This is a genomic window from Sporosarcina sp. CAU 1771, assembly GCF_054482775.1.
The window spans coordinates 1-18,608 of sequence record NZ_JBTLRN010000016.1; the positions used below are offsets into that span (position 1 = coordinate 1).

12 protein-coding genes are annotated in these 18,608 nt (G+C 41.9%); all 12 read right to left on the minus strand.

Features of this window, described 5'->3' with window-relative positions; all coding sequences use genetic code 11:
* Positions 1-240: 240 nt before the first annotated feature.
* Positions 241-1,854, minus strand: coding sequence for a Na/Pi cotransporter family protein (locus ACXYMX_RS11140; protein WP_459044312.1), 1,614 nt, complete (start codon positions 1,852-1,854; stop codon positions 241-243).
* Positions 1,855-2,037: 183 nt separating this feature from the next.
* Positions 2,038-3,453: an alanine/glycine:cation symporter family protein gene (locus tag ACXYMX_RS11145; RefSeq protein ID WP_459044313.1), complete on the minus strand. Its 1,416-nt coding sequence runs from the start codon at positions 3,451-3,453 to the stop codon at positions 2,038-2,040.
* Between the two features lie 1,023 nt (positions 3,454-4,476).
* Positions 4,477-6,429 carry an FtsX-like permease family protein gene (locus ACXYMX_RS11150; protein ID WP_459044314.1) on the minus strand — a complete coding sequence of 651 codons (1,953 nt, stop codon included), beginning with the start codon at positions 6,427-6,429 and terminating at the stop codon, positions 4,477-4,479.
* Positions 6,407-7,183: an ABC transporter ATP-binding protein gene (locus tag ACXYMX_RS11155; protein WP_459044315.1), complete on the minus strand. Its 777-nt coding sequence runs from the start codon at positions 7,181-7,183 to the stop codon at positions 6,407-6,409. The genes ACXYMX_RS11150 and ACXYMX_RS11155 overlap by 23 nt, the downstream gene beginning before the upstream one ends.
* A 271-nt stretch (positions 7,184-7,454) precedes the next feature.
* Entirely contained in the window at positions 7,455-8,477 is a 1,023-nt protein-coding gene (locus tag ACXYMX_RS11160) for a sensor histidine kinase (RefSeq protein ID WP_459044316.1), read from the minus strand.
* Between the two features lie 12 nt (positions 8,478-8,489).
* A complete protein-coding gene (locus ACXYMX_RS11165; RefSeq protein WP_459044317.1) occupies positions 8,490-9,173 on the minus strand; it encodes a response regulator in 684 nt (227 codons plus the stop codon).
* A gap of 273 nt (positions 9,174-9,446) precedes the next feature.
* Positions 9,447-10,142, minus strand: a complete 696-nt coding sequence (locus ACXYMX_RS11170) for an ECF transporter S component (protein ID WP_459044318.1) — start codon at positions 10,140-10,142, stop codon at positions 9,447-9,449.
* Complete coding sequence (locus ACXYMX_RS11175) at positions 10,115-11,794, minus strand: ABC transporter ATP-binding protein (protein WP_459044319.1); 1,680 nt, start codon at positions 11,792-11,794, stop codon at positions 10,115-10,117. Before ACXYMX_RS11175 ends, ACXYMX_RS11170 begins: the two co-directional genes overlap by 28 nt.
* Complete coding sequence (locus tag ACXYMX_RS11180) at positions 11,776-12,654, minus strand: energy-coupling factor transporter transmembrane component T (protein ID WP_459044320.1); 879 nt, start codon at positions 12,652-12,654, stop codon at positions 11,776-11,778. Before ACXYMX_RS11180 ends, ACXYMX_RS11175 begins: the two co-directional genes overlap by 19 nt.
* A 95-nt stretch (positions 12,655-12,749) precedes the next feature.
* Positions 12,750-13,586, minus strand: coding sequence for a DUF4430 domain-containing protein (locus tag ACXYMX_RS11185; protein WP_459044321.1), 837 nt, complete (start codon positions 13,584-13,586; stop codon positions 12,750-12,752).
* Between the two features lie 19 nt (positions 13,587-13,605).
* The gene (locus ACXYMX_RS11190; RefSeq protein WP_459044368.1) at positions 13,606-15,162 is read right to left on the minus strand and encodes an S-layer homology domain-containing protein; all 1,557 of its coding nucleotides are present in this window, start codon (positions 15,160-15,162) and stop codon (positions 13,606-13,608) included.
* Positions 15,163-15,234: 72 nt separating this feature from the next.
* Positions 15,235-18,608 (minus strand): S-layer homology domain-containing protein (locus ACXYMX_RS11195; RefSeq protein ID WP_459044322.1); only part of this gene is annotated, 3,374 nt, incomplete at its 5' end.

Consider the following 18,608-nt stretch of genomic DNA (forward strand, 5'->3'; position numbering starts at 1 on the left):
GGAACGCGTCCGCTCGGAACGGAAATCAGCGGTTAATAGGATTTATCCAATATATTTATAAAAAATGACGTTAGTGAAATTCCATCCCTTTCTCTTTTATTAGAGAAGGGGATTTTCTTTCACCAACGTCATAAATTGTACAACCAAAAAAATACAAAAGTACCTGCCTTATGAATTCATAAGGCAGGTACTTTTTTTGTTCTGATTGCCAATTGTTATGTTTTTTTGAATTCCCCTGTTCTATTCCTCATCTAACTCTTCACCGTTTTCAACAGCAAAGCAATTATCCAAGTGATGCATGCTTCTCCAAAGGTGATAAGCTACTCGGTCAATCCAATGAAGCGCGTGCACTTTATTAATTGCTGCATCGACGTCCGCTTGTTGAAGGACCGTTTTCTTAATGATTTCTTTTCGATTTAACCTTCTTAAGTCGGCAAGTTCCAATGATGTCGCTTTTAATCCTTTCAATAAATCGACGTTGCGCTCATACGATAAGTCTTTGAAACTCATCAACTGATCCGTCATTTCTCTTGAAAGCCTGACTACTGTTGGATCTTCATGTTTAAACGCATCCGTTGCGCCTTCCTCTCCAATCGCTTTCGCTAATCTGCCTAGATGATCAATCGCGTGCACAAGCGCCACTTGTTGGTTATACTCTTTTGCACCTTCCCGATTTGACCAACCACTGATTTGTGAAGAGAATTTACGTGTTTCATTCAAGGCTATATTAATTTCTTCAAGTTGCGTAATCATAGCTGGTGACAACTGCTTTGTCACATACAATTCTTCTCCTACTAACGCGATTGACCGCGTTACACGGATGAGTGTTCTTCGAATCGCTTCGATCGCAATCGGCGGAACAGCTGCAACACTTCTTCCCAAGTACTTCGTTAAGGAATCTCCCTTTTCCGGCACTATCCGAGTGATCAATTTGATGAACAATGATAAAAATGGCACGATTAAAATGATACCTACAATGTAAAACAGCGTTGAAAAGAGTGCCAACATGATCGTTTGATCGCCCGACAAAAACTTGTCCCCTATGAATTTTACCGCTTTAATAAACAAAGGCAATCCTAAAAATGCGATAACTCCCGCAATTACGTTGAAGAGAATATGCGCCATCGCCGTTCGTTTCGCTTGCACCGTTCCACCAATCGTGACAAAGAAAGCTTTCACAGTCGTTCCGATATTTTGGCCTATGACAAGTAGTGCTGCTTGCTCAAAAGATAACGCTTGTGCAGCAAGAGCTGTCAGCGTAATGACCAATGCAGTACTTGAAGACTGTAAAATAACCGTCATGACAAGTCCGATTAGGAGCAACGCAATTTGGTGCAAAAACTTATCCCCGTCTAAACTACTAAACGAAAAGGCTTCAGCTACTCCAGACATACCATCTTGTAATGTCCCAATCCCCAAAAAGATTAATCCAAAGCCTGCAAGTATTGTTCCATAGGCCGCATGCTTTTTCGTAAATAAAAAACGCCAAATCGCGCCGACGCCAATTAGTGGCAGCGCGAATGATCCGACACTAACTTTCAAGCCAATAAAAGAAACAATCCAACCAATCGTAGAACTTCCTAAGTTCGCTCCAAAAACAATTCCTACCGATTGTGTGAATGTTAACAGACCCGCACTAACAAACCCAATCGTCATCAACATCGTAGCGCTAGACGATTGAATGATTGCTGTCAATATCGTACCCGAACAGATTGACGTAAATAAACCACCTGTAAACTTTTGCAATAACGTCCGCAACGATTCTCCAGCTACTGCCTTTAAGCCATCTGTCATTAAAATCATACCCAATAAAAAAAGACCAATCCCACCAATAACAATTGATGTTGTTTCCATGACCTCACCTATTCAGTGTTCATATTTTTTAATTACTACTATTCTACTAGATTGTCGAGTGTTTATGTCAAAGTAAAAGTATTTTTATTCCAATTCGTACGTTTTGTGTTGTATAAAGTAAAAAAACCACTTGCATCCTGGTTGGATACGAGTGGGTTCCTTCATTAATATTGTCAACTTAACTTACGACTTCACATCTTTAACGTCGTCTTCCCAGCATTCCGTCCCTTTGAGACCAGGAATGGAGCTTGCCTTAAACACTGGATTTAGTCCCTTACGCCGCTGAACCGTAAAGTCATCCAGTACTTTGAACGCAACTTTTCCAAGCATGAACAGTATCGCTAAGTTCAGCACGGCCATCATCCCCATAAACAAGTCTGCCATGTCCCAAACTAAGCTTACTTTCGCCATTGCACCGAACATTACCATTCCAAGTACAGCGACTCGGTACAACGTCATCCAGGACTTATGTGCTTTGATGAATTCAATATTTGTTTCACCGTAATAATAATTCCCGATAATTGAGCTGAAACCAAAAAATGTAATTGCAATCGCTATAAAGTATGGTGCCCATGATCCAACGTGAACAGCCATGGATGCTTGCGTTAATATAATTCCACTTTGTTCACCAGTATCATATAGACCCGCGAGCAGAATAATAAAGGCTGTAGCTGAACAAATAATGATCGTATCGAAAAACACGCCTAAACTTTGTACTAAACCTTGCTTCGCTGGATGCGATACATTCGCAGTAGCAGCAGCGTTTGGCACGCTTCCCATTCCGGCTTCATTCGAAAACAACCCGCGACGAACACCTTGCATCATTGCTGCACCGATTCCACCGCCGACCATTTCCTTAATTCCAAAAGCGTGCTCAATAATTAAAGTGAAAACGGCTGGTATTTCAGTAATATTAATAACAACGATAAAAAGAGCGATTCCTATATAAAATGTAGCCATAATCGGAACAATAAATTGAGTCACTTTAACAATACGTTTGATTCCACCAAAAACGATTAAAGCCGTTAACAATACAAGGCCGATTCCAACAGCCCAATCACTCCAACCAAATACATCCATAAATGATTGACTAATTGTATTCGACTGTACCGCGTTGAATATGAATCCAAAACTAAGTGTCAATAAAATCGCGAAGACAACTCCTAGTTTCCGATACCCAAGCGCTTTCTCCATGTAATACGCAGGACCTCCGCGAAACGTATCCCCGTCGCGCACTTTGTATACTTGTGCGAGTGTACTCTCCACAAAAGCTGTTGCCATACCGATAATCGCGATGATCCACATCCAAAAGATTGCACCTGGACCACCAACACCGATTGCCAACGCAACACCCGTGACGTTTCCTGTTCCTACTCGTGAAGCGGCACTAATTGTGAACGCTTGAAACGCAGAAACACCATCGTTGCTATCCTTCTTCTCAACAATTAAACGAAACATCTCTCTAAATAAACGCACTTGCACAAATTTCGTTCGAATTGTGAAATACACTCCGATTAGTAGAAGAAACCCAATTAATATATACGTCCATATAAAATTATTTGCCGGACCAACTAGCCAGTTCAAAGCATCCATAATCATCTCACACACACTCCATTCTTTCTATACGTTTCTTATACCCTAAATTTCTAGAAAAGTATCAATTTAATATAAATAATTGACGAATTATATACTTGTATAACGTAACACGCCAAATTCATTCGGGGCAATTAAAAAAGTATTCTGATGGTGTTGTTGGTGTTTGGGTCGGGACTTAAGTCATAATTCGCCGATATGTGGTGTGGGTGCGCCGATATACGGCCGGTTTGCGCCGATAAACTCGGTGCAACCGTCGATATAAGCTGTAAAATCGCCGATATAGACTCCTCATACGCCGATATATTTCCAGCGACTCTACAAGAAGCATTCTTGATCAGTAAACTGGATTGCTTTTGAAAATACTAGGATGCTGCGGCATATCGGTTAGGTCTTTACTCACTATTCGCCGATATATAGTGTAGATGCGCCGATATACGGCCGGTTTGCGCCGATAAACTTGGTGCAACCGTCGATATAAGCTGTGAAATCGCTGATATAGACTCCACATACGCCGATATATTTCCAGCGACTCTACAAGAAGCATTCTTGATCAGTAAACTGGATTGCTTCTGAAAATACTAGGATGCTGTCGCATATCGGTTAGGTCTTTACTCACTATTCGCCGATATGTGGTGTAGTTGCGTCGATATACGGCTAGTTTGCGCCGATAAACTCGGTGCAACTGTCGATATATGCTGTGAAATCGCTGATATAGACTCCACATACGCCGATATATCTCCAGCGACTCCACCAGAGGCATTCTTAGATCAGTAAACTGGATTGCTTTTGAAAATACTATGATGCTCTGGCATATCTTTAGGTCTTTACTCACTATTCGCCGATATGTGGTGTAGTTGCGTCGATATACGGCCGGTTTGCGCCGATAAACTCGGTGCAACCGTCGATATAGGCTGTGATCTTGACGATATAGACTCCACATACGCCGATATATCCACAATCCCCCGTTTCACCAAAAAATAAAAACTCTACCTCCACAAAAAGATTCGTGGAGGTAGAGTTCAAAAATTACAGAGCTGCTTTCACTGTTTTTTGATAGTAACCGACTGTCAAGAAAGCAAAAACAAGATAGATCAATGCGTACAATCCCATTGCAATCGAAGCAGGCACAATAATATCCGACATAAAGAGAAAGCTTGCTGCTTGGATGGCGAACACAGAGTGGCACAAACCAATTAAAAGCGGCAATCCGAACACGAACACCTGCTTACGGATAATTCCATGCATAATGTCCTTCACTGTAAACCCGAGTTGACGCAGCGTTGCGTAACTTTGTTTTTCCTGCTCCGCTTCCGTCATTTGCTTAAAGTACAAAATGCTGCCCGTTGAAATTAAGAACACAAGACCTAAGAATCCGGAGATGAAGATGAGCAATCCGTTTGTCTGGATCGCATTTTGATTGAGCGTATAATAATCTGAACGAAAATCCATCGGCCCATCCCCTGCATATTTATCCTGCATGTAAATGCTAGACGCTTTGGCAAGTTGTGCATTATCTAACACCTGAAATGTCTCGATGACTAACGTCCAAGCTTCATCCTCTTCAGTTACGAGATGCTCTTGCAACTCAGAAAACGTCTCTTTACTTACAACCATTTGACTCCCGCCCATATTACCATTCATTACTCTGTCATTTTCGACAGCAACGACTTGCATCGGAAATTCCATATCATTTTCCATAATCGTCAACGTAGTCGGAAACTTTTCAGGCTTTGCTTCAAAATACAAGTTGATATCATAGGAAATCGCGCTGCCCTTTTCAGGAATTTCTACATCTTTTCCCGCTGCAAGTAATTGTTCCGCTACATAAAATGAAACACTAGGGCGCCCACCATATTCACCCGACCAATAAGGAATCGATACATCGAGAAATCCTCCTGTATCAAAAGCTTCAACAGATGCCCGTTTGAAATCAATACCCGCTGCTTTCAGTTCTTCAGCAAATTCTTCGGCTAATTCTTCCTCATGTGGATAATTTGTAAATGTAAAATCGAAAGGCATTGCTGCCCGCGATGTTTTTTCAGATGAATAATACAGCGAATATGCCCCCGCAAGCATCGTCAACGTCATCGCGGATAAAACCGTAATAATCGTCAGCGAGTTTGCATTTCCTTTCATACGGTGCATAAGAGATCCTATCGACAAACTAGTATTCAACCCAAGATGTCCCTGTTTTCTCGATCGAATTTGATAAAACAACCAACTAATCGTCACGCGAAATACCAGATACGTCCCAAGTATTGTTGACGCCAGTACAGCTAGCATATTCAAAAGTAACCATTCGTTCATCATATCTCCGGATAACCAATATCCAAATCCGATGAGAATAACTCCTAACAAGGCTAAGGATGCTGCTATAAACGTTGTCGGTTTTTTCGGATGTTCTCCTTGTTTATCCGCATTGAATAAACTCATAAGCGTACTTCGGTGAACAGTAAACAACATTTGAATGGAAGTGAGTGTGATAATCGCTATAAAAACCACGATTGTTTGAACGACTGCTGTAAATGAAAACGACAGAGTTATAAAACCGTCTTGACCGATTAGTTTCATAAGTAAAAGTAAAAACAAACGTGATACAAGCATTCCTATGCCTATTCCAATTACAAGCGCACCCGTACTTAGCAATATATTTTCAAGGATAAGTAGGCGTGCTACTTTATTTTTGGACAAGCCAATTAATTGATACAAACCGATTTCACGGCTTCGTCTTTTCAGAAAGATGGCATTTGCGTAAACGACAAAAATCCCCGCGATGAACAATAAGAGAATCCCCGCCACGAAAAATGCTGAACCCATGTTTCCTCCCGAACGTGCAATTACTGAAGGATCGTGTTGCAATGTCGCAAAGACAAAATAGAGAACTACGCTAAAAATAAGTGCAAAAAAGTAAAGATAATAATGCTTAATATTCTTCCGCATGCTGCGAATGACAAGGTCAAATAGAGTCAACGCTGTCACCCCCGAGAACGCCCTGGACGTTTAAGATGTCCTGGAAAAAGGCTTGCCTCGTTTTATCCCCGCGGTACAATTCTGAATAAATATGACCATCTTTCAAAAAAACAACACGGCTGCAATAACTCGATGCAATGGCGTCATGTGTCACCATCATAATAGTGACACCCCGCTTTTTATTCACATCTTCCATCGTTCCGAGAAGTGAGGACGCTGATTTTGAATCAAGAGCCCCAGTTGGTTCATCCGCAAAAACCATTGAAGGTTCGTTAATTAACGCACGTGCCGCCGATGTCCGTTGTTTCTGTCCGCCTGAAAGTTCATGAGGATATTTGTTCGCAAGGTCCGTAATATCAAGAATCGTTGCAATTTCTTTGTACCGTGCTTCCGCTTCCTTTCGATTTACTTTTCCTAATGAAATCGGAAGTAAAATATTCTCCTTCGATGTGAGTGTGTCGAGAAGATTGTAATCCTGGAAGATGAAGCCTAACTTATCGCGACGGAATGTCGACAGCTCTCCGTTTTTCATTTTCGAAATATCGGTTCCATCAATTAAGATTGCACCTTCAGTGGCGCGGTCGATTGTTGCCAACACATTGAGTAATGTCGTCTTTCCTGCGCCAGATGGCCCCATGATTCCAACAAACTCGCCTTCTGTGACACGAAGTTCGATTCCCTTTAATACTTCTTGCACATTTCCTCGTGTTCCAAATGACTTCCTCACATTTTTTGCATGCAGCACTGTTTTATGATTTTCCATCTGTAATGCCTCCCTGTTCTTGATCCTGTCTTAATTTTACCGCGTGATTGGGAGATGGTCGTTTGATTGTCATGACAAATAGGTGCGGCAAGGTGACATTGTTGTCACTTTGCATAAGGTTTTGGACGGGACTTAAGTAATGATTCGCCGATATAGTGTGAAGATGCGTCGATATACGCCCACAATGTGCCGATAAACCCAACAGGTTCGTCGATATCAGACCTCTACACGCCGATATCCACCACAAGTTCGCCGATATAAATCAAACCGGTCATTTCAACACTTTATCAAATTCATTTTCTGTGGAAAATGTCATATACAAGTTCGTTCCTTGTTCCGATTCAGATTGCACCTGAAGTGTAATGCCTATTTTCGTTGCGACAGTTTGAGCCAAGTACAAACCAAGTCCAGTTGCTGCGTTATGTAGCCTTCCTGTGCTGCCCGTGAATCCTTTATCAAATATGCGTGGTAGATCATGCGTTTTAATCCCCGGGCCGTCATCTTTGATTGCGAGGACCGTGTTTCCGGTTGGATTAACATGAGCAGTTATCGTAATTGTTCCCCCAATCGGACTGTATTTTACTGCGTTCGTTAACAATTGACGGATGATAAAACGGCACCATTTTACGTCAGTAGTGACTTCTATGCCTTCCCCTTCAAACTCGATGGCGATGTTTTTTTCCAAACACCACGAAGCAAGTTCGCGCACTTCGAAGGTGACCAACCGATAAATATCTATTGGCTCCAAAACGTAATCCGTTTCAAGTGTCGGTAAGCGAGATATGTATAATTGCTGGTCGATTAACAAATGGACACGGAGCCACTCCGCTTCGATCTTTCGCACAAACGGATCTTTTGGTTGTCCATCAAGCGCAAGTTTCATCGCGGTAAGTGGCGCTTTCACTTCATGCACCCAAGCCGCTGTATAATCGCTTTCGATTAAGCTTTCCCGCTTTAAATAGGAGAGTTCTTTTGAGGTGGAAACAGCCACTTTCCGAAGTATTTCCGATACGACTTCATCGCGTGCAAAGGTCGTTTCGGGCAATGCTTCGTGCCAATCAAACACCGGTTCATCCACCAATATGGAAAGCTCTTTTGAAAATCGTGTTTCCTTAAAAAATCGCAAGACGACGAAAAGCACAAAAAGAGTGGCGAGTAGAATATTGAAATAAAGAACAGATGTGAGTTTCATATCCATACCTTTATCCAACCAAATTAGTAGATCGGCAAGTGCCAGGCCCACTATAAAAAATAAAACCCAACTTTTCATGTCCTTCAAATAGTTTAGAAACATCGCGCACCCCTCCTACAAGCTAATTGCCATATAACCAAGCCCTTTTTTCGTCACTATTGCTTCGCCCAGCCCGAGTTCGGTTAACTTTTGACGAAGGCGCGTGACGTTCACTGTTAGCGTGTTATCGTTCACAAATCGTTCGTCGTCCCATAATTTACGAATGAGTTCATCACGCGAGATAATTTCGTCAGTTGATTGAACAAGAACCAATAGAATAAAAAACTCGTTCTTTGTCAGTTCAATTTCAACACCCGCTTTGCGAATTAACCCCCGTTTCATATCAATCACCGCACCGTTCCACTCAAGAACATCGGGCGCCTCTTCCCCGTATGCATACGTTCTCCGAAGCAAAGCCTGTAATTTCGCAAGAAGTACGTCTGTATGAAACGGCTTTTGTACGTAATCATCCGCACCCATATTCATCGCCATTACCATGTCCATCGGATGATCGCGCGAGGACAGAAATATGATTGGTACTTTGGAAATCGCTCGAATTTCGCGACACCAGTGAAATCCATCGTAAGCCGGGAGTTGAATATCCATAATGACAAGATGCGGCTTCTGTTTAATGAAGGATTGCATGACGTCGTGAAAATCTGTCGGGCCTGAAACGTGGAACGACCACTGTTGGAATCTTTCTCTTAATGAATCAAATATAGCCTGGTCATCCTCAACGATAAATATCTTCATATCCATACCGATGCACTTCCTTTCACTCTAATGATAACGGATTTTGGAATTAAACGGGAAAACATTATATTTTTATACAAGCAGACAGTATAGCCACTGAAAATGCTAGGATTTTATGGGGTTTTAGTTAGGTCTTTACTCACTATTCGCCGATATGTAGTGTGGTTGCGCCGATATAATCACAGTTAGCGCCGATATCCGCCGGGAACTCGACGATATACACTCCACATACGCCGATATATCGCGCACCAAAAAAAGAATGCCCCGTAGAGACATTCTTCACCCTGCAGCATCCAACAATCCATACTTCTTCTGAAAACGCTCCAATATTTTGATCCAACTCGCACCGAATACGATGAGAAAGAATACGTTCGATAAGCCGTGGGCGAGGTCGAAGTAAATACTTGCGACGTAAACGCCGGTTAAAAACTCCCAGGTGAAGTTCTCGACATTGCCGACGATGATCCACATGTTCATGAACCAGCCAAATAGATAGCCCCATACAAAGCCAAACACAGCTTTGCCCCATAACTTTCTCATCCACCACGCATTTCGAAGCAAACCGGCACTCATCCCCATCATGCCCCAGGCGTACATTTGCCACGGTGTCCACGGCCCTTGTCCAAGAAAAAAATTCGAAACAACCGCAGCAACCGCTCCGACGATGAAACCTGATTCCGCCCCGAAAACAAGTCCCGCCATAATGATGACAAACGATGTCGGTTGGACACTTGGAATCCCCGCGAACGGTATGCGACTCACTGCCGCAATGGCGGCCAACATCGCTAAAATGACCACTTCACGCACCGCAATTTCCCGCATTTCAAATCGCGCAAAAAACGGCAGCATGATGCACCCAATCATCAGCAAACTCAACAATAAATATGCTTTATAATTAAAGAGCACAATCGAAACGACCAGCATGAGCAACATAAGAATAGATATAATTAATAGGTACTTACGGGAACGGACCATGTCGCAAGCGCCTCCTCAATCGTCAGCACTTCAGGCATTTGACTCCTTCGCGTCGCGCGGTTAATGGCTGTCGTATAAAAGTAATTCCCTTTAAACAACTCATCCGGCGTGCCGTCCACCGTTATTTCCCCGTCAAACATCATCGCACATCGTTCCGCATTCGCCGCAGCAAATTCGATATCGTGCGTCACCATCATGATCGTCAAACCATCGCTATGTAATCTTGACAACACTTCTGAAAAACGCTGTTTCGAAATCGGATCCAATCCTTTTGTCGGTTCATCGATAAACAACATCTCCGGCTTCCCAATCAACATACAAGCAAGAGCTGCCTTTTGGACTTCCCCTCCTGAACAATCGTACGGATGACGCTCGCGCAAATGCGCAATATCAAAGAGCTCTAATAACTCCGAAATGACTGCATCTCCGTTATCAATCCCGTGACGCAATACAGCTTCTTTCATTTCTTTTTCAACCGTATCATGCATGAAATACGTTCTTGGATTTTGTGGCAAATACGCTATTTTCTCGTACAATTCTTTCCCTTTTAACTTACTCGTTTCTTTCCCGTCGTAACGAGCCGTTCCTCGTTGCGGATTCACACTTCCAATACACGCCTTGAGCGCTGTCGTTTTCCCCGAACCGTTCCCACCAATGAGCGCGTAGAATTCCCCTTTATTGATTCGCAAAGAAAGACTTTTTAAGATCATCGGCGTCTTTTTTCCATACTGGAAATAAACATCTTTCACTTCCAATAAAGGAATATTCTTTCGCACCTCACCTACTTTTTCAATTGAATAGCCTAAAGATCTTGACTCCTTTGTAGAAAGCCAACCTTTGCACTCTTTCACCGTTAACGGAATCTTACTTAATTCAGGAGAGCTTTCCAACTCCATGTACAACCTGGAAATCGAAGGGACATAAGGAATGAACCGTTCGTCTTTCTTCGAATAAAGTTCATGAATCACTTCTTTACTCGTTCCTTCACGAACAATTTCTCCGCTATCCATCATTAGGATACGATCCGCGACGCCGAATAACTCTTCCAAACGATGTTCAATCAGAATGATCGTCATCCCCATCTCCTTATTTAAGCGGTCCAGCATGCTAATCAAATCTTTCGCTGCAATCGGATCTAGCTGAGACGTCGGTTCATCCAGCAACAAAACGGTTGGTTTCAACAGTAAAACCGATAGTAAATTAAGCATCTGCTTTTGTCCGCCCGATAGTTCAGATGGCTTCAACCTGAGCAAATCTTCCATACCGAAAAAGTGAACCATTTCAGCAACGCGTTTGCGCATTTCAAAATTGGAATACCCTAGATTTTCTAATCCAAATACAATTTCTTGCATCACTTCATCCATCACAATTTGGTTGTCCGGATCCTGAAACACAAGCCCAATTTGTTCAATTAACATCCGTTCGTCACACGCATCTAAAGAGGTTCCTTTATACAAGATTTCTCCAGTCAAGTCGCCAACTGGTGCTAATTCCTTTTTCAATAAACGAAGCAATGTTGTTTTCCCACAGCCTGTAGGGCCACATAATACAACAAACTCTCCTTCGTTCACCGTCAAGTTGATGTTTTTCAGCACATCCCACTTCGCTTCAGGAAAAGCAAAAGACACATTTTTTAGATTGAAAATTTCCATTTGAGTTGTTCTCTCCCTTCAACAAGTAACGGAAACGACAGCAATACTATGAAACTTGCAAGCATAATCCAGTCGATTGCGTAAAATTGAAGCGTTCCAAGTTCCGGATAAATGACGATTTTTCCATAGCCTAAAAATCCACCTGCCATGCACATTGTAAAAAGCGACACGAGTGCAACTAGCCAACCTTTGTCCCGACCATCCATTTTGTAGGGAACATAAGGGCTTCGTTTTCCAATACCATAGCCACGGGACTTCATCGAATCCGCCGTTTCAATCGCTTCTTCCAGCGACCACGTTAGCAAAATTTGCATCATGACCATCCCATTTTTCGCACGGTCTTTTAACGGCCCAGACGACATCGTCATCCCTCGTATGCGTTGCACGTCATTGATTTCATCCAATCTCCCTTTTAATAAGGGTACAAATCGAATGACAAGCATTGTTAAAAATGCTGTTTTCGGCAGAAATTTAGAAAACACGAACAAAAACTTATTCCCATTTAGAATTAAATTAAAGGAGATAAATAGGAGCAAAATTAAAACCAAAGATAAGGCCATCACAATCCCATACATCGTCGCTTCAAGAGTCACTTGTTTGCCGCGGAAATAAAAGAAAATATGCGTCCCTCTTGAATTGATAAATGGGTTAATTAGAATAATAAGCGCGCTCATAATGACAAGCATTGGAGCCCACTTCTTAAGCGACTCTCCCCTGTCATGTACAATGTTCACAGCGATTAAAAGAAGACAAGCAATGAGTAAAAAAAGTGGGTGATTCACAAATAGTGCGATCACACCCACACAAACGTAATAGGAAAATAGTACAAACGGATGGTAGCCACGAAAACCGTTTTCCATATTGGTACACCGTCTTTCATAAAACGAAATTTCGTTCATAATTCAAGCGAAAAACCGACCTACTATGTAATTCGAACACAATAGGCCGGATTTCATCATCTGCGAAAAGGTTGCAAATTCGCGTTTAAATCTTCGCCAAGGTTTGTAGTATACAACCACTCAACGCGATCTCCTGCCTGTAACTTGACTGCACCTGCACCACGGTCAGGGAAAATTCCATTCACGCGGTACATCCAGCCACTTCCTTGCCCTCTATCAAATTCATAGACATTTGCGATGCCTTCAATGTACCCCGTGCCGCCTTGACCACCACGATAATCCATTTGAATCTTGTGCTTTTTAGTAATGTTAATTAATGCTTTTAACACCGTATCCCCATCACTGATTTCCACTTTAGTCGGCGCTAAGGGGACTTCACTTCCAGAAATAACGACGGAATAGGTAACGGTGCTTGCCGGTGGTTCAGGTACTTTTTCCGGTTCAGCAGGTTTCTCAGTTGGTTTTTCGGCCGGTGGTGGTGGCTTTGGAGCCGCTTCAACTGGGGGCTTTTTATCATCAACGGAAGGTTTGGATGTTGTCCCTGTTCCGCCACTTATAGGTTTTGATGGTTCACTTGGTTTCTTTTCAATCTTTTCTTCATTCTTTACTTGGTCAGCAGTCTTTTTTTCTACCTCTACTGGCTCAGAAGGTTTTTCATCTTCAACCTTGGAATCGACCTTAGTCTCAGCAACTGGGGATTCTTCAGATTCTACAGGCACTACTTCGACTTTTTCTATTTCATCCTCATCAAGATCTTCACCTGGCGTTTCTTCCAGTTCAATTGGCTTTTCTAAGCCCGTCGGTTTTTGTAAGGAAGCTCCACATGCACTTAATACAAACAACATAAGCGCAATAACAAATAAGGTCCTAAGCAACTTGACAGCATTCTTCACGGTTAGCCTTCTCTCCTTATTAGTCTAGTTTCTCGAAAAAGTTGACTAGCATTTTTGCTGCGTGAGCACGAGTTGTCGAGTTGCTAGGATTGTATTTACCATTTGATCCTGACGCAATTTCTAGTTCATATAACATTGAAATCGCATTGATTGTTTCTTCGTCTGCATTTCCAAAGTCCGAAAATGGTGCTTTCCCGGTAGCTTGGTATTTCACACCTGTTTTAATTTTATATGCACGTTCCAACATTAACGCCATTTGCGCACGTGTTACATTATTGTTCGGATTGAAACTTCCATTCGGATTAACAATTAGTCCGTGATGGTAAGCTGCAGCAATCTCTTGTTGTGTCTCACTATGGTATCCACCAATATCCTTAAACGGAGATGATTTTGTAGTTTCTAAATTCAATGCACGAACAAGTAAAGATACGGCATGAACACGTTTCAACTCACTGTCAGGCTTAAAACTCCCATCAGGATAGCCTTTAATAATATTTAATTGAGCCGCATCTTCAATAAATTCTATCGCCCAGTGGCCATCTACATCTGTAAACGCAATCGACTCTGGAAGTGGCGTTACCGTTTCACCGGTAAAATCATACAGAGACCCCTCGCCTTTTACATACAAATCGAATGCCACTAATGCTTGCAATGCTTGTTCTGAAGCCATTCCATTTGAAGCTGCATCATCTATTGTGTGCTTAAATCCACCATCTTCGGATTGGTAACTCAATAAATGGTCAATCAGATGCGCACCTTTTTTTGTGAATAAATCACTTTCTGGGTCGATCTTATTTGCAGTCAAACCAATGATGACTTGTGACGTTGCTTCACTTGAAATTCCGCCAACAAATTGTTCATTAAACCCGCCTGATGCTTCTTGCGATTTTGCTAAAAATGAGACCGCTTTGTCTATCGCGTTCTTCACTAAAGGTTGATCATCATAAGGTGCCAATGCCGTTAAAGCCATTGCCGTAATGTCAAAGCTGGACGCACCATCTTTCGAAGTAGACAAGCTCCAGGATCCCTCTTCTTTTTGGTGCATTAATAATTCTGCAATTAGTTTTTCACGTGTCCATTTTGCAGTGTTCGGAACTTCAAATCCGTTGGAATCAAGTGCAAGTAAAGCAAAAATGATACCATTGTTCCCTTGAAACGTAATGCTGTCTTCACCTGACGTCCATGACTCGCTATTATAAATCTTTTCAATCAGGTTAAATCCTTTGCCGTCGATATTCATTGGGTTTTTGCCAATAGCAACCCCAGCAATCGCAAGACGCTCAACATCCGTAATCTTCATGCGGCCTTTTCCAGACTTACTGATTACCTGTTCTTGCAAGTTTCTATTGAAATTCTCATGGTACGCTTTTGGAACGGTCTTTCCTGCTCTTGCTAGCCCGATTGCTTCCCATTCGCTTTCAACACCGGATTTAGTTATGTATTCACTAACTTCTTCAATTGCCTGGCGTACTTGAGTGATAGTAGTATCATTTGCTTTAGCTGTATTTGTCGGAGTAATGACCAACGTTAAAAGAAGCATCGCAATAGCTAGTTTTGAAAGCATCCTAGTAATCATCTTCAAATAATTCCCCTCCATTAAATAGAGCAAGTCTTGCATCTAAAAATAGAATGCAAGACTGTTCTCTAGTTATTTTATGTGTTCAAAGAAATTGACAAACATTTTTGCAGCTTGTCCTCTTGCAGTTGCGTTCGCTGGCATATATTTACCATCCGAACCGGTTGCAATGCCAAGCTCATATAACATGGTAATTGCATTTTCTGTTTCTTTGTCCACGTTTCCGATATCTGGATACGTTACTTTTTGTGACGTGACGTATTTCTTGCCTGTTTTTTGCTCATATGCTCTGTAAATCATCAGTGCCATTTGAGAACGAGTCACCTTATCTTTTGGCCTGAAGTTTCCAGCCTGACCGATAACGAGACCGTATTTATAAGCCGCCGCAATTTCGGCTTGCGTTTCTTCCGCATAACCGCTGATATCTTTGAACGGTACAGCTTCTTCTGTTTCTAAACCTAACGTTCGAACAAGTATCGAGGCAGCTTGTGCACGTGATAAGTCGGCGTTCGGCTTGAACGTACCATCCATCTGACCTTTAATAATGCCTAGGTCAGCTGCTTGTTGGATATATTCTTCTGCCCAATGGCCTTTGATATCTGTTAACTCAACCTTTTGAGTCGTTGATTTGAATAACAAGAACTCTGTGAAATGATTCGTTTTGACGATTAAATCATTTCCACTTACATAATAGTAAACATCCGCTTTTGGATCCGTTCCGATTAACGCGAACTTTCCATCTGTGCCAATGATTCCAGCTTCTAATCCAGCCTTCCCTTTAAACGTAAGCGATACATGTTGATCAAATTTAATTGATTGATCTCCGCCGGCTTTTATTCGGAAGTCTACTTTCGGTATTTCTTTACCCACTGCTTTCAATACCTTATTAATCGCTTCAAGATCACTTTTACTCGTACTTTGGTTCGTTGGAACTTGAAGTTTACCGTCCCATGCCGACGTAACCTTTGTACCTTGTGAAATTTCTAATACGGAATCGCCACGTGGTGCTGTTACTTGTGGTAATTCGGTAGTAGCCGTGCCAAAGTTTAAGATAACAGGTGTAGAAATATTGCCTTGAAGTTTTTCATCCAAAACAAATGGTTGATTTGGTGAGACTGTGACTTCTTGTGTTTCTGGAGTTGGCCCCTCTCCACCGTCAGGGACATAACCGCCGATATCTTTACCGAGATCTTTTGTGTACTGCCAACGGAGAACATCTCCATCTTTTAAGATGTAACTTCCGGCACTATAATTTGGGAATGTACCGTTAACGGAATACATCCAACCACTTTCTGGTCCCCCATTAAATTCCCTTAGCCCCTGAATTGCTCGTACATATAGTGCTGTTCCGCTACCACTATAATCGATTGAAATTCCTTTTTCATCGACTACTCTTTTCAATAATGTAAACGCCGTATCCCCACTTTGAAGCTCGACGTCTACTGCTTGGATGATATCCGTACCATCCATCGTTCGTTTTTCAACGGAAAGTTTTACTTTTTCTGTAGACGGTACAGTAGTTCCACCACCGCCACCCGTACCTGGCGGGTCTGTTTCTATAACCTCCGTTTCAAACGTTAAAAACTCAGTGAAATGTTTCGTTTTGATAATAAGGTTTTTGCCATCTTGATACGCATAAACTTCTTTCTTCGGATCATTCACCATTGGTATTAACGTGAATTTGCCGTCGACATCTATAAAGCCTGCCTCGTTTGAACCAAGATTGCTAAACGTTAGGCTCACATGCTGATTAAACTCAATCGATTTGCTTCCGCCTACCTTAATGTGTCCAGTAACATTTTTCAGTTTTTTCCCAGCAAGCGCACTTTCAATCCTTTCTTTAACTTGAGCTGTCGTTTCCTTTTTAGTTGGGGCTTGTATTTTTTTATCCCAATCGCCTACCACTAACGTTTCCGATAAAATTTCCAATTTCACACCCGCGCGATCTGCGGTGATACTTGGAAGTTCGTTGTCAAATTTCAACACAACAGGAGTAGAATCAGCTACGGTTGAATCCACCTTAAGCGTAAAGGATGATTCATCCGATGAAACTGTTATCTCCAGATCTTCTTCACCAGGTTCAGGTTTAGGATCTAACTTAACATCGGACATATCATATAGCGCTGTTTGACCGTTTAACAAACGATTGTAAGCAGCCAGTGTATATCCAGCTTGCTCAGTTGCCATAGCATCCGATTTTGTATCGGATAGAGTGTGTTTGAAACCTCCATCTGTTGCATTGTAATAAGTCATGATATTTGAAATAACTTTATTAAAACGCGGATCTTTATTCGCATCAATGCCTAGGCTAGCAAGTGCAGTGACAACTTGAGTCGCACTTTCAACATTTTCTGTTCCCCGTGATGCATATCCGCCATTTCCTAGTTGCATAGTAGCCAGTTGGGTCAATGCTACATCTACGGCAGCTTTTACCTTTTGATTACTATTGTAATAGGGCGCTAATGACTGGAGTGCCATTGCTGTCATGTCAGGGTCTGCTTTGTCTCCTGATAGAGCCCATCCGTTGTTGGCAAGTTGCTTATCTAAAATATGATTGATTAGTTTTTCACGTGTTGTCGTTGCCGTTTTCGATAATTCGAAATCTTTAGTATCAAGGGCGATTAATGCGTAATAGGCGCCATTTATACCTTGCCAAATAACTTTGTCAAAATCCGACAATTTCTCAATTAAGTTATAACCGCCAACATTTGTCGGGTCTTTTCCAATGGCAGTTAGAGCAAGAATCAATCGAGAGTACTCGGTGTATTTATTTTGATCTAACTCGCCTTTTACGGATACGACATGTTTAACAACATTATTATAATAAGTGTCATAATAGCTTGCCGGTACTTTGTATTCACCACGAGCTAATGTAAGGATCCGCCACTCGTTACCGAAATTTGGATTAGGTAGGTTATCCACCATGTACTTTCCGACAGTGTCGTATGCTTGTTGTGTTGGTGCTTGTACAGCAGCCTTTGTCCCCGCCTTTTTAGCATTATTAAATGCTTCCGTGGCTTGATTTAACGCTAAAACTTTCGCATCAATATTTTCTTGAATTGCTGTTTCATCTGCAATCAGGTTTTGGGCAGATAGAATGATATTTACATACGCGTCTAATTCGGCTTGTGTTACCCAATTTTCAGTAGTGTCTATATCTTTTCCGTCTACACTTACTTTTACTAAGTCTTTGTTTTGCTCAGCTTCCTCAATCGCTGTTTGTAATGCTATTGTGTCAACTTTACTTTCAGCACCATCAATAATTGTAATTGTTGGGAAGATGCTATAGTATCCTTCTCTTCCAGATGCCGTAAAGTTCGGGTTTGCTCCTACAGTTGGGTCAATATTTCGGTGATCCCCGATTGGACTACCAAGTGAGCCCACACGAATATGACCATCTTGCAAACTATATTTCCCACTATGTTCGGACGGAATTGTAAATGTAA

Excerpts from the sequence above, each read along its gene's own strand:
- ACXYMX_RS11175 (WP_459044319.1), bottom strand. The coding sequence starts at position 11,794 with ATGGAAATTTTCAATCTAAAAAATGTGTCTTTTGCTTTTCCTGAAGCG.
- ACXYMX_RS11165 (WP_459044317.1), bottom strand. The coding sequence starts at position 9,173 with ATGGATATGAAGATATTTATCGTTGAGGATGACCAGGCTATATTTGAT.
- ACXYMX_RS11145 (WP_459044313.1), bottom strand. The coding sequence starts at position 3,453 with ATGATTATGGATGCTTTGAACTGGCTAGTTGGTCCGGCAAATAATTTT.
- ACXYMX_RS11190 (WP_459044368.1), bottom strand. The coding sequence starts at position 15,162 with ATGATTACTAGGATGCTTTCAAAACTAGCTATTGCGATGCTTCTTTTA.
- ACXYMX_RS11160 (WP_459044316.1), bottom strand. The coding sequence starts at position 8,477 with ATGTTTCTAAACTATTTGAAGGACATGAAAAGTTGGGTTTTATTTTTT.
- ACXYMX_RS11180 (WP_459044320.1), bottom strand. The coding sequence starts at position 12,654 with ATGGAAAACGGTTTTCGTGGCTACCATCCGTTTGTACTATTTTCCTAT.
- ACXYMX_RS11155 (WP_459044315.1), bottom strand. The coding sequence starts at position 7,183 with ATGGAAAATCATAAAACAGTGCTGCATGCAAAAAATGTGAGGAAGTCA.
- ACXYMX_RS11170 (WP_459044318.1), bottom strand. The coding sequence starts at position 10,142 with ATGGTCCGTTCCCGTAAGTACCTATTAATTATATCTATTCTTATGTTG.
- ACXYMX_RS11140 (WP_459044312.1), bottom strand. The coding sequence starts at position 1,854 with ATGGAAACAACATCAATTGTTATTGGTGGGATTGGTCTTTTTTTATTG.